This window comes from Sporosarcina sp. GW1-11, from assembly GCF_033088395.1.
Lineage (GTDB): Bacteria > Bacillota > Bacilli > Bacillales_A > Planococcaceae > Sporosarcina.
The window spans coordinates 21,978-33,915 of record NZ_JAPMIW010000030.1 but is presented as its reverse complement, the minus strand read 5'-3'; the positions used below and the strand labels follow the sequence as shown (position 1 = coordinate 33,915).

The window sequence follows — 11,938 nt, the reverse complement described above, 5'->3', positions numbered from 1 at the left end:
TCAAAATAAAGCTCCACCACTTTCTTTTTCAGTTCATATTCATACGTTTTTCTAGTCATGATCTCACTCCTCAGGATGTAGTCTGTCCTTTAGGAGCGCTTTCTTATACTGTCTACTGTAAGGTAATTATGCAAGGCTATGAGCGCGAAACCAGAGGCTATGAGCGCCTAACTCGAATCTATGAGCGCGAGACTCGTCAATCGATCGTTTTAATTAAAGCATACAAACTTTGCAACTTTTTTTCAAATAGCTCTACGTTCAAAGCACGATCGAGTTGAACTCTGACTTTGTTTTGGGATTTCATCGCCACTTGCATATGATTTCCTGCCGCTGTAATAGTCTTTTGATATCTCTGTCGAATGCCTTCAATTTGCGTCTCTAGCTGTTCGTCTTCAGCGCACAATGGAACGATATCCACTAGTTCATCTCTCGGACTTTCGGCATCATAAGCATGAGGTTTGGTCGCATCGAATAATCCAATCGATAGTTCGGGAAACAACACTAAATCGATACTTGACGGATCTAAACCACACCAACCGTAGAGCACATCAATTCCCCTGCGGTTTGCTTCTTCGCCTAGTGCGCGCATCATCGTGGACTTCCCCGTACCCGGTAATCCTTTGATCAGTAGCCGACGCTTCAACCGTTTCGTTATGGAAGGGATGAAATCATGTGCACTGCCTGCGGACAACGAGCCTATAATGCGATGAGCCGTATGACTAGGTTTTGCCAATTCAATCGTCCCGAATATCTCTGCTTTCAGTTCTTCCGTCATTTCTTCGTGACGTGTCCAATCCATGCGTTGAATATTGACAGCTTCCCATTCATCATGAATGTTCTTCGCTTCTTTCAGCGCTGCCATCGACTTTTCAAAACAAACTTTCCCTACTTTCAGCAATTGATCCACTTCATCTTGATGGTCAAACAGCTGCTCTTGGTGATAGACATCATAAAAGCAAAATACTTTATGACGTCCTCCTATATCCGTCGGTTCAAATGAAATCGGATGAGAAGCTTGCAAGATGAATAGACTTAATTCTTTCACAAAAATTGCATCGGTTTTATCTACGTAACCTGGATTCATGAAACGATCTACTTTATGTCCTTTATTGACAAAGTACACCGCCAAATCGTTTAGTACTTGCGATAAGGCGTGTGTTGGCAGACATTTTAAGAATATCGTCTTTCTTGATTCCTCCAGTAATTCATCATACTTATGCATGATACCTCTTCCTGTATAAGCTGTTCCCATATATTCTGTCATATGCCCGTATATACTAATCATCCTTTCTTTCGTCCTTTTATTCTATGTATGAGCAAATAAAAAAAGCACAGCGTCTCCGCTTATGCTTCTTTATAGTGTAATAACCCTTTTTCATCTTCTTGATTCGTTATTTTTAATAACAATTTACGACATTGCGGCAAGGAGGTTTGTATGATTTGTCCTGTGAATAATACGACAATAAGTGTACCAACCCCCACAGGTCCACCGAGGAAAAATCCTATTACGGTGACGGTTGCTTCGATTCCAGTACGTACCGCGCGTAAACTCCAGCCGAACTTTTCAACAAACAATAACATTAAGCTATCACGCGGACCCGCACCAAGATTAGGGGCTACATAAATGCCTACACCGTAACCTAATATTAAAACACCGAGTACGAAACTAGCAATATGTGCGGGTAGTGAAGATAAATCCGGTAGTACCCAGTTGAAGAAGTCTATAAATATACCGATGATCATCATATTTAGCCAAGTGCCCCCTCTAGGCCACTCCTTCAGAATAAGCGATGTAACGATAACGATAAAAAAGCCTGTAATAATACTCCAGGAACCGATCGTCAACCCAATATTTTGGAACAAACCGACGTGCAGTACATCCCAAGGACCGATGCCAAGCCTTTGCCCTTTAATTGTAAGTGAAATGCCGAGCGACATGATCATCATTCCGCCAATGAAAAAGATCCATCGCCAAGCTAATAAATTACGCATATACATTCTTCTTTCTTCTAGTTGTCATATAGTCATTGTAACAGAAAAATGCGCGCTCGTTCTGTCATTCTTTGACGATGTCTACGAATTGTGCTTTTGTTACAGAAGCTAAATCTCTTGGTGCCAGCTTCATTTGTAAACCTACTTTTCCCGCGCTAACGTAGAGATAGTCAAGGGCTTCTGCTTGTTGGTCGATGAATGTCGGCAATTCTTTTTTCATACCAACGGGTGAACAACCGCCACGTACGTAACCTGTTTCTTTCGTGAGTTCTTTCATCGGTAGCATCTCTACTTTTTTACACCCAGCTGCTTTTGCGGCCTTTTTTAAGTCGAGTTCTTCCGTTACAGAGATAATGAAAACGAGTAGCTCTGTTTTACTCGCCATAGCGACCAGAGTTTTATACACGTTTTTGGGTGACTCATTCGTTTTATTCGCAACAGAAAGACCGTCATTTTGACCATCCTCTATTTCATAGCTACGCGTTTCATAGGCAATCTGTTCACTCTCTACGATACGTATAGCATTCGTTTTAATGAATTTCTGTTTTTTGGCCACTTTTCCATTCCCCTTTTCTACTGAATATAGGTGTTCTTATTATACAGTAAAAAAGCCCATTTCACTGGAGGAAACAGACTTTACATGGTGATGCTTATGGATTTCGATTAGATGCTGACGTTCATTTGAGGCCATTCGGTTTTGTATCGGTTGTTTCTTGCCTGACTCTGGATGTCATAAGCGGAAAATGCATTGTTGTAATGCAATTGCACACGATACATTGCACGCTCTGTTGAAGAATTAGCTGGTGTAAAGCCTATGCCAGATGACATATGTTCGCGAATCGTTTTTGCGCGATTGTGTAATGCCAGCAGGAATTCAGCTTCTGTTATTTTTGCTGATGCTTTACTGCCAAGTTGATAATCAGCAGTCGTTGGTTCAACTTCCGAATAAGCCTCTCGTCGAACATCACGCCACAAATCAATCGTTTCTTCTAAGTTATTGCCGAGCGGGACCACAATATTTCGCATTTGACCTGCGTCAAGTTTATTGAAGTCTGTTTTTGGTTGTACCGTTTGCGTCTCCGGTACATCCCCTCGCAACAAAGCCTCTAAATCAGCCTTCGTCCTTTTTGTCTGATTAAGAAATTCGGTTTGTCGTTCATAGCTTGTTTCCGCATTTCTTCTGCGAACGGCGTCAACTCTTTGCAGATGATCCGCGGCACTCGCAAACCCCATTACAGCATTCATCGTATCCACCTCCATTTGGATATTCCCTGTACGCACTTACTATTTATTTTACGAAAAGCTAGCTAGTTAACCAATCCTTCTAAAGGTCGTTTTGCAGCTCATCATGTATACCTTCTTACCTATGCGAAGCTGCTTCGTAATTTATGTGTACTATTAATACCCTGTTCTCTCTGCTTCTAAACATTTTTGAAATGAAAAGCACATCAGACTGTATGCATTGTCTGATGTGCTTAGTGACTACTCTATAGTTTTATCGATTTTCGGAGGTGTTTCACCGGGAATCTCCGGCTTTTCATTCAATGGATCTTCTAAAAATTTAGTTTCAATTACTTCTTTGTCGATCGGCATGTTACCATTTTTCTCTTCTAAACGATCCAGCGTTCGTTCGATCGTTTTATTCAGTGTCGATAGCGCAACAATAGTATCGCCTGTTTGGGCTTGGAGTTCTTTATCAGCTGTGAAAAATTCCATATCACCGTTTACACGCAGGATATATAGCAATACGGACTGATCATCTCGTTCGCGTAAATATTGCGTATAACTATACTGTTTCGTTAGCAATGTTTTACGGAAGACGTAGCCAGAATTCATGCGCTCTTCTAATTCATTGATCGACAAATTCGGTGTAAACAAAATCTGACCGGTTGCCAAATTAAATTGATGATCTTTCCCACGCTTATGTGTGGACGTCTGGAACAGTGAATCTCGCCCCAGATCTGGCGTGAAATCGGCACATACATGTGAGTTATAGGAGTCCATTTTGGTCATAGCTACGATATAACGGTAAGGCGTCAAGTCGAGATGATAGCCTGTATGCTCAGATAAAATGTCCCCCATATACGTAGGGATTCCAAGTTTCCTCGCATTTGATAGCCCACCCCATGAATCATCCACGATCAACACTTGATGTCCCGCTTCTTTTATAGAATTCGCAAATTCTGCAACAAAACGAGAACTTCCGATAAGTACCACACCCGATTCTTCTGGTGTCGTCAAGTTCAGTTTCTTTGCCAACCAACTGATGGAGAAACCATGCACAACAACCGTTGAAAATACGAGCGCAAATGTCAATGCTGTCAATAGTTCGGCATCTTTATAACCCGTTTCCAATAAAATTGTCGCAAAGTATCCAGATACCGTCAACGCCACGATTCCGCGTGGTGCAATCCAACCGATTAAAGTCTTCTCTTTCACCGTCAAATCCGTTCCAATCGTCGATATCCAAATGGACAGCGGGCGGACGATGAATAGCATCGCAAGTACATACATAATAATTTTCGGATTTAAAATCTCAATTAATATATGTGGATCAAGAGAGGCAGTTAGCATGACGAATATCCCTGAAATTAACAGTACAGAAATATTTTCCTTGAAATGCCGGATATCCTGCAATGTCGTCAGTGACATATTAGCCATCGTCATCCCCATCGCGGTAACTGCTAGCAACCCTGTTTCGTGCATAACTTCATCTGATAGAACGAAAACGAATAACACGAATCCAAATAATATCGGTGCTTTCAGATATTCAGGAACTTTTCCTTTTTCAAATGCATTCCCTAAAATCCGGCTCGTTCCCCATCCTAGCAATACGGAGAACACCGAAGCACCTACGAATAGCGTCATCGTCTTCGCCGTTACTTCGTCATTGATAAATTTTATAACTTCAAAAGCAAATACCGCAAGCAACGCACCGAATGGATCGACGACGATTCCTTCCCATTTTAAAATGGCAGCTGGGCGAGGCTTTAATCGAGCTTGTCGCAGTAACGGTAAAATTACCGTTGGACCCGTCACGATAAACAAGCCACCGATAATGAATGCCACTTCCCATGACAATCCCGCAATATAATGCGCAGCGAGAGAACCGACAATCCAAGCGATGAACGCACCAATCGTTACAATTCGTGCAACGGGTCGACCGAATCCTTTAATTTCCTTAAAATCGAGATTCAAACTTCCTTCAAATAATATAATAGCAACTGCAAATGTAATAATCGGTCCATATAAATCTCCCATCGATTGCTGTGGATTGATTAAGCCAAATACCGGGCCTACTAACAAACCAGCAATCGCCATCACAACAATCGCAGGCATTCTTGTACGCCAAGCTACCCACTGTGATCCTACCCCGATTAATACGACCAACATTAAATCCATCACTAACGAATCAAACATGCGAGTCCTCCTTCCATCGTACATATTCAAATCTTATTTCTTCTCCTCTTATTGTAATAAACTATTCCCCTTTTTCATAGGGTGAGAGGAACAAAGCAGGTTCAGAAAGGGTGGTTCCAATCGAACAACAAGCCAAAAAAACAATTGTGATGTATCTTTCAATAACTGACGGAAAAGGAAGTTATCCTCTACGACGTGCAACGCTCTTAGCAAATACACTGAAAACAGAAGCGGAGATCATTTTCTTACATGATCCAGAAACACTAGCTCCGACTACTGATTTTACATGTTATGAGATTGAAGGTCCATCTTCTCTCATCCAGTTAGTTACGCGTCTTCAGCCTGATTTATTAATACGTGATAGCGGTTCTAGCTATAAAGATGAAATGGCCAAGCTACAAGAGCTGGTACCGAGTATTTTGCATTTTGATGATTTCGGCGAAGGTGGCCAACAAGCGGATTGGGTCATCCAAACGCTATACACAGACACCCACGAACCGCTTCCTAACCATTATATTGCTGGCTTTGAGACGTTTATGGTCGACAGTTCCTTACACTCGTTCCGTCAAGCAGGTTTAAAGGATAAGCCTTTTTCACACTCACCACATTTGGTCATTTCATTTGGAGATGAAGATCCCGGTAATTTAACGTACCGTGCGATGAGACATATTAAGCAATTACAAATTCCATTAGCTGTTTCTGTAGTCATCGGACCAAATTATGTGCATGATGTAAGCGAAATTCAATTGATGGCATTAAGCCGCAGGAAAACAAAAGTTCTACGCGCACCTGAAGATCGATTGGCTCTCTTCGCACAAGCGGATATGATTTTATGCGATGCCGCGTATACACCATATGAAGTAGCCACAATCGGTGTTCCTTGTATTGTACTTGCCCAAAACGAGTTCGAATCAAACCTAGGCTTTCCAACAGAATCAAATGGCTTCACCCACCTCGGTCTCGGACGCAAAGTGACGCAGTCGAATTTATTGAATGCGATTATGGAACCTTTATTGCATGAGGCGCGAAAGGAACGTGCCATCAAACGTCAATTGAAGCTACAGGTCGGTTCTGAAGAGGAAAAGGTGCTAGAAGTAATCCGTTATTTACTAGAGTTTCCGAAACGTAAACCAGCAGGATATGTTACACTAAGGGAAAATCGTAGATAGGGGTTTTCTCGAATGAACAAGGATCAATTGGAACAAGAAATTTTGCAGTTGAAGATGGATTATATTAGTTTGCAGGGTGATATGGAGAAGTTGGAGTCTACTGGGCATATTAAGATGATTGAAAATGCTGAGCGCCGGTTGGCTGGCATGGAGGATCGTTTGGCTGAGTTGAATAAGCAGCTGGCAGAGATAACTGAATAATGAATGAAGCGACCTTTATCGATTCAGATGGAGGTCGATTTTTTTGTCGTTGCTCGACTTTTTTAGGGTACTGAAGTTTGTAAAGGTCGGCTTTCTATTGTCGCTGCGGCACGTGGGGGATTGCCTCCCGCCAGGAGCCAACAAGCGAAGGGCGCGCTAGTTGTCTCCTGGCTTCGGCCGACCCCGCAGTTGTGCCTTCGCTAGTGAGTACAGTGTAGTTTTAGTGGGCTTTGGAACATCGTAAAATTCACTTTTAGACTTCAATGTACTATGGCTACATACTTTTCTTCACCAAACGCAGGCGCCTTACAAGCGGTAGGCGGAGCGATGAGACGGAAAGGCGCACTTCCTTTCTGGCTCATCGCGGGAGCCATCCGCCAGCGCCGAAGTGGGTTCAGTGACGAATTACATTTCTACATATAGAAGCGGTTTGATGTATCTTGAACTTACTACTAGTTTGTAATGTGTCGTTGCTCGACTTTTTTATGTTACTGAATTTCATGAAGGTCAGCTTTCTATCATCGCTTCGGCACGTGGGGGATTGCCTCCCACAAAGAGCCAACTAGCAAAAGACGCTAGTTGTCTCTTTGTTTCGGCCGACCCCGCAGTTGTGCCTACGCTAGTATGTACAGTGTAGTTTTAGTGAGCTTTGGTACTTACCGAATGAAACCTTTCAACTTCAATGTACTATGCTATTTATTTTCCTAACTGAACGTAGGCGCCTTACAAGCGGCAGGCTCATTGCGGGAGCCATCCGCCAGCGCCGAAGTGGGTTCAGTGACGAATTACATTTCTACATATAGAAGTGGTTTGAAGTGTCTGGAACTTACTACTAGTTAGTCATGTGTCGTAGCTCAACTTTTTTATGGTACTGAAGTTAGTAAAGGTCTGTTTCCTATCATCGCTTCGGCACGTGGGGGATTGCCTCCCACAAAGAGCCAACTAGCAAAAGACGCTAGTTGTCTCTTTGTTTCGGCCGACCCCGCAGTTGTGCCTTCGCTAGTATGTACAGTGTAGTTTTAGTGGGCTTTGGAACATCGTAAAATTCACTTTTAGACTTCAATGTACTATGGCTACATACTTTTCTTCACCAAACGCAGGCGCCTTACAAGCGGTAGGCGGAGCGATGAGACGGAAAGGTGCTCTTCCTTTCTGGCTTATTGCGGGAGCCATCCGCCAGCGCCGAAGCGGGTTCAATGATGAATTTCTTCTCTGCGTACAGAAACCGATTGATGTGGCTTGAACTTACCAAATCACTTACTAAATTCAACGTACTATGCCACTTACTTCCCCTCAATACACGCATACTCCTTTGATTTCCATAGAAAAAAGCCCACGCGAGGTGAGCTTAGGCCATGACGTATTCTTGTGCTGCTTGGTCTTGTACTAGTAATTCCTTCAAATACTTCTTCGCGCGGAATAGGCGTGACTTGACTGTTCCGATTGATACACTCATCAGACTCGCGATTTCCACTAGCGAATATTGATTCACATAGAAATATTCGATCGTCTTGCGGTAAATGCCGTCTAACTCCCCGATTTTCTCCTGAACGAGCATCTGAATGTCGTTTTGTTCAATCAATTCCACAGGTGTTTTTTCATTGCTGGGAACTAAATCTAAAATCGGAACGTCTAATGTATCAGGTTGATTCATTACGTATTGGCTGTTACGCACATTTTTACGGTAACGATCGCGGAAGGTGTTCATACAAATCGTAGTTAACCACGCCTTCATACGATTCACTTCGCTCATTTCACCACTGTAGCGAACTACTTTCACCCAGACGTCCTGCATAAGATCTTCTGCTTCTTCTTTATTTCGAGTCAATTTAAGACATAAATGATATAAGTAACGACCATACTCTTCATATAATGCGTTTAAGTCAGTGTTCATAATAGGTAACCTCCATTGGTAGCTGTTACCTTTATTATGCCCGACACAATCATTACAAACTATCGGTTTCTCTTTCAGTAACCTTACATTTATGTAAGGTTACTTGACATGATTTATGCTTGAATGGCCTCTTCTTGCTCCTGCCGTTTTGTAATCTTCAGACGTGAAATTCGTGTTCTGTCCATTTCTTCAATTTCAAACAACAACGAATTATACTCAAACCATTCGCCTTCTTCAGGGATATGACCCAATTCTTGGAAAATAAATCCACCGATCGTGTCGTGGTCAGTCGGCAATTCAATATCTAATAGCTCAATGACATCTTCAATCTCCAGCCGTCCCTGACAAACTAAAAGATTTTCATCCTTCTCAAACACCATCGACTCTTCTGCAACGTCTGTTTCATCTTCTATATCTTGCCCAATCATTTCTTCAATAATATCCTCTTGCGTTACAATCCCTAGCGTTCCACCGTATTCATCCAACACAATCGCCATATGTTTTTTCTGTGCCAACATGCGTGTAAATACCAATTCTACACTCGCTGTTTGCACAATAAATAATGGTTGCTTATCAATCACTTCCGAAAACTTTCGCTGCGGAAACATTGACCACTCGATTAACATTTTCGAATAAAAAATACCAACTACTTTGTCAATACTTTCCTCATATACTGGATAACGCGTGTAAGCGTACTGTAATACTACGTCACGAACTTCCTCATATGTGGAATCCATTGACAACGAAATAATATCCGTACGATGTGTTTCCATGACATCCATGACGACTTTATCCCTAAAGTCCAGAACACCTTTCAAACGAATCGACTCGTCTTGCCCAAACGTACCTTCAGTTGATGCGATGTCTACCATAGAACGTACATCTTCCTTAGTAAGCGTTGCTTCTGTTACAGCCCCTTTTGAAATCAAACGAACGAAGAAGTTTGTAAACAATGCCAAAATAGCTGTTAACGGAATGAGTAATTTAACAAGGATAGTAATTGGCGGTGCTACGATATAGGCAATTCGATCTGCGAAAGTCGCTGCGATCGTTTTAGGTAACACTTCACCGAATATAATTAAAACGACCGTCAATATTCCTGTCAATAATCCAATGCTTAACCCTTTATCAATCGCAATCATCGTCACGATTGTCGGCATTAAAATATTTGAGATATTATTACCAATTAAAATGGCCGTAATCATTCGATCTGGCTTCGAAATTAATTTTCGTAACTTAATCGACTTCGGATCTCCTTGATCTGCACGTAGCTGAACCTTCATGCGATTCACGGCAGTTAAAGCTGTTTCACTTCCCGATAAAAAAAAGGACAAAAATAAACAAAGTCCTAATGCAATAAACAATTGCGTCTCCCCCAGCATTTCTTGTGTATTTTTAATTAAGAATCATAAAACTTTTCTCTAAATCCACGTTTTCTAATTAAGTTAGTATAACACAAATATATGCATATCCGTTAACTTCAGATGTACGTTTTTAGTAAGTTTTACAAAATGATTGCCCTCTTCACAAGCACCTATACCTTATGAAATATAGAAATTCTGCTATACTGTGGGTAAGATAAAGTCCAAAGAAAAGAGGGTTTCATATGACTACATTACAATCATTGGATCAATACTTCACAGAGAACCGAGAGCGCCATTTAGAGGAACTAAAAGACTTTTTGGCGATACCAAGCATCAGTGCACTTACGGAACATCAGCCGGATATGCAAAAAGCGGCTGAGTGGCTAGCAACAATGTTCGAAAAGACCGGACTTGAGAACGTTTCTATTGAAGAAACAGCGGGTCAACCTGTCGTCTACGCAGACTGGTTACATGCAAAAAACCAACCGACGATTTTAATTTACGGCCACTACGACGTACAACCTGTCGATCCCCTTCATTTATGGGAGACACCGCCGTTCGAAGCAACTATACGTGATAATAAATTATATGCGCGCGGAGCAAGCGATGACAAAGGGCAAGTGTTCATGCACGTCAAAGCGATTGAAGCGCTAATGAAATTGGACGGGAAACTTCCGGTCAATGTGAAGCTGATAATTGAAGGCGAAGAAGAAATCGGCAGCCCAAGTTTGGAAGAATATATTCTGAATAACCAAGATAAACTAGCTGCTGATTTAATCGTTATTTCCGATACAGGTATGTACGGTCCTGGACAGCCTGCAATTTGCTATGGTCTACGCGGCTTGGCAGGCGTGCAGATCGATGTAAAAGGTCCAAAAGGTGATCTGCACTCTGGATTATATGGTGGTGGAGTTCAAAACCCCATTCATGCATTAGTTGAAATTTTAGCTTCATTCCGCGATGCAGAAGGTACGATTGCGATTGATGGTTTTTATGATGAAGTACGCGATTTAACGGAAGAAGAGCGTTCAGCATGGGCAGCTCTTGATTTTGATGAAGATGCGGTGAAACAAGAAGTTGGCGTCAAAGAACTAACGGGTGAGCCTGGCTATTCGTATATAGAACGTACGTGGGCACGTCCGACATTAGAGATTAACGGAGTTTTCGGAGGGTTTTCAGGCGAGGGCATCAAGACTGTATTGCCGTCAGAAGCTGGCGCGAAAATTACGTGTCGTCTAGTACCTGATCAAGATCCAGATGAAATCGTCGCTAAGTTGCGCGCACATATCGCCAAGCACGAACCTGTTGGCTGTGAAGTGACAGTGACCGAGTTCGATAAAGGAAAGCCCTATTTAACTCCTTATGATCATGAAGTAATTCAAGCGGCTGGCAGAGCGTATGAACAAGTATACGGCGTGCCGACTGTTTATACGCGGGGTGGCGGCTCGATTCCAATCGTCGCTGCGTTTGACGAGATTCTTAATTTACCTGTTGTGTTGATGGGCTTTGGTTTGGATACGGAAAATTTCCATGCACCTAATGAACATTTTCATTTGGAGAATTTTGATAAAGGGTTACGTGTGATTGGTAGTTATTATGGTGAGGTTGAGAAGCTGGGGATGTAAGGTTGATTCGGCTGTGAGCGCGAAGCCAGGGGCTATGAGCGTGAAACCGGGGGCTATGAGCGCGAAGCCGGGGGCTATGAGCGTGAAGCCTAGGGCTATGAGCGCGAAGCCGAGGGCTATGAGCGCGAAACCGGGGGCTATGAGCGCGAAACCGGGGGCTATGAGCGCGAAACCGGGGGCTATGAGCGCGAAACCGGGGGCTATGAGCGTGAAACCAAGGTCTATGAGCGCGGAGACAATAAAAACCATAAAAACAGGCATCCCCGCAACGGA

Annotated in this window: 13 protein-coding genes; 5 read left to right on the top strand and 8 right to left on the bottom strand. The window is 42.6% G+C overall.

The window, feature by feature from the left end:
* Positions 1-196: 196 nt before the first annotated feature.
* The 5 genes from ORD22_RS14205 to ORD22_RS14185 all read right to left on the bottom strand — a co-directional run bounded on the left by ORD22_RS14205 (position 197) and on the right by ORD22_RS14185 (position 5,412).
* Complete coding sequence (locus ORD22_RS14205) at positions 197-1,264, bottom strand: hypothetical protein (RefSeq protein ID WP_317646784.1); 1,068 nt, start codon at positions 1,262-1,264, stop codon at positions 197-199.
* A gap of 80 nt (positions 1,265-1,344) precedes the next feature.
* Positions 1,345-1,992, bottom strand: a complete 648-nt coding sequence (locus tag ORD22_RS14200) for a YczE/YyaS/YitT family protein (RefSeq protein ID WP_317646783.1) — start codon at positions 1,990-1,992, stop codon at positions 1,345-1,347.
* Between the two features lie 64 nt (positions 1,993-2,056).
* A complete protein-coding gene (ybaK, locus tag ORD22_RS14195) occupies positions 2,057-2,548 on the bottom strand; it encodes a Cys-tRNA(Pro) deacylase (protein WP_317646782.1) in 492 nt (163 codons plus the stop codon).
* A gap of 107 nt (positions 2,549-2,655) precedes the next feature.
* Positions 2,656-3,273, bottom strand: coding sequence for a hypothetical protein (locus tag ORD22_RS14190; RefSeq protein WP_317646781.1), 618 nt, complete (start codon positions 3,271-3,273; stop codon positions 2,656-2,658).
* A gap of 201 nt (positions 3,274-3,474) precedes the next feature.
* Positions 3,475-5,412 carry a cation:proton antiporter gene (locus ORD22_RS14185; protein ID WP_317646780.1) on the bottom strand — a complete coding sequence of 646 codons (1,938 nt, stop codon included), beginning with the start codon at positions 5,410-5,412 and terminating at the stop codon, positions 3,475-3,477.
* A gap of 110 nt (positions 5,413-5,522) precedes the next feature.
* On the opposite strand from ORD22_RS14185, the gene ORD22_RS14180 reads away from it, so the two are divergent.
* The 4 genes from ORD22_RS14180 to ORD22_RS14165 all read left to right on the top strand — a co-directional run bounded on the left by ORD22_RS14180 (position 5,523) and on the right by ORD22_RS14165 (position 8,025).
* Complete coding sequence (locus ORD22_RS14180; protein ID WP_317646779.1) at positions 5,523-6,581, top strand: CMP-N-acetylneuraminic acid synthetase; 1,059 nt, start codon at positions 5,523-5,525, stop codon at positions 6,579-6,581.
* A 12-nt stretch (positions 6,582-6,593) separates the two neighbouring features.
* Entirely contained in the window at positions 6,594-6,782 is a 189-nt protein-coding gene (locus tag ORD22_RS14175; RefSeq protein WP_317646777.1) for an SE1832 family protein, read from the top strand.
* A gap of 270 nt (positions 6,783-7,052) precedes the next feature.
* A complete protein-coding gene (locus tag ORD22_RS14170; RefSeq protein WP_317646775.1) occupies positions 7,053-7,205 on the top strand; it encodes a hypothetical protein in 153 nt (50 codons plus the stop codon).
* Positions 7,206-7,851: 646 nt separating this feature from the next.
* Complete coding sequence (locus ORD22_RS14165) at positions 7,852-8,025, top strand: hypothetical protein (protein ID WP_317646773.1); 174 nt, start codon at positions 7,852-7,854, stop codon at positions 8,023-8,025.
* A gap of 105 nt (positions 8,026-8,130) precedes the next feature.
* Here ORD22_RS14165 and ORD22_RS14160 read toward each other — a convergent pair whose 3' ends face one another.
* Both ORD22_RS14160 and ORD22_RS14155 read right to left on the bottom strand, forming a co-directional pair.
* Complete coding sequence (locus ORD22_RS14160) at positions 8,131-8,676, bottom strand: RNA polymerase sigma factor (protein WP_317646771.1); 546 nt, start codon at positions 8,674-8,676, stop codon at positions 8,131-8,133.
* A 113-nt stretch (positions 8,677-8,789) separates the two neighbouring features.
* Positions 8,790-10,040, bottom strand: coding sequence for a hemolysin family protein (locus ORD22_RS14155; RefSeq protein ID WP_317646770.1), 1,251 nt, complete (start codon positions 10,038-10,040; stop codon positions 8,790-8,792).
* A gap of 242 nt (positions 10,041-10,282) precedes the next feature.
* On the opposite strand from ORD22_RS14155, the gene ORD22_RS14150 reads away from it, so the two are divergent.
* Entirely contained in the window at positions 10,283-11,665 is a 1,383-nt protein-coding gene (locus tag ORD22_RS14150) for a dipeptidase (protein ID WP_317646769.1), read from the top strand.
* Here the strand turns inward: ORD22_RS14150 and ORD22_RS14145 are convergent.
* A complete protein-coding gene (locus ORD22_RS14145) occupies positions 11,615-11,914 on the bottom strand; it encodes a hypothetical protein (RefSeq protein ID WP_317646768.1) in 300 nt (99 codons plus the stop codon). The genes ORD22_RS14150 and ORD22_RS14145 overlap by 51 nt on opposite strands.
* Positions 11,915-11,938 lie beyond the last annotated feature (24 nt).

Coding starts and splice junctions, on each gene's coding strand:
- ORD22_RS14205 (WP_317646784.1), bottom strand. CDS start 1,264: ATGACAGAATATATGGGAACAGCTTATACAGGAAGAGGTATCATGCAT.
- ORD22_RS14200 (WP_317646783.1), bottom strand. CDS start 1,992: ATGCGTAATTTATTAGCTTGGCGATGGATCTTTTTCATTGGCGGAATG.
- ORD22_RS14185 (WP_317646780.1), bottom strand. CDS start 5,412: ATGTTTGATTCGTTAGTGATGGATTTAATGTTGGTCGTATTAATCGGG.
- ORD22_RS14175 (WP_317646777.1), top strand. CDS start 6,594: ATGAACAAGGATCAATTGGAACAAGAAATTTTGCAGTTGAAGATGGAT.
- ORD22_RS14170 (WP_317646775.1), top strand. CDS start 7,053: ATGGCTACATACTTTTCTTCACCAAACGCAGGCGCCTTACAAGCGGTA.
- ORD22_RS14165 (WP_317646773.1), top strand. CDS start 7,852: ATGGCTACATACTTTTCTTCACCAAACGCAGGCGCCTTACAAGCGGTA.
- ORD22_RS14160 (WP_317646771.1), bottom strand. CDS start 8,676: ATGAACACTGACTTAAACGCATTATATGAAGAGTATGGTCGTTACTTA.
- ORD22_RS14150 (WP_317646769.1), top strand. CDS start 10,283: ATGACTACATTACAATCATTGGATCAATACTTCACAGAGAACCGAGAG.
- ORD22_RS14145 (WP_317646768.1), bottom strand. CDS start 11,914: ATGGTTTTTATTGTCTCCGCGCTCATAGACCTTGGTTTCACGCTCATA.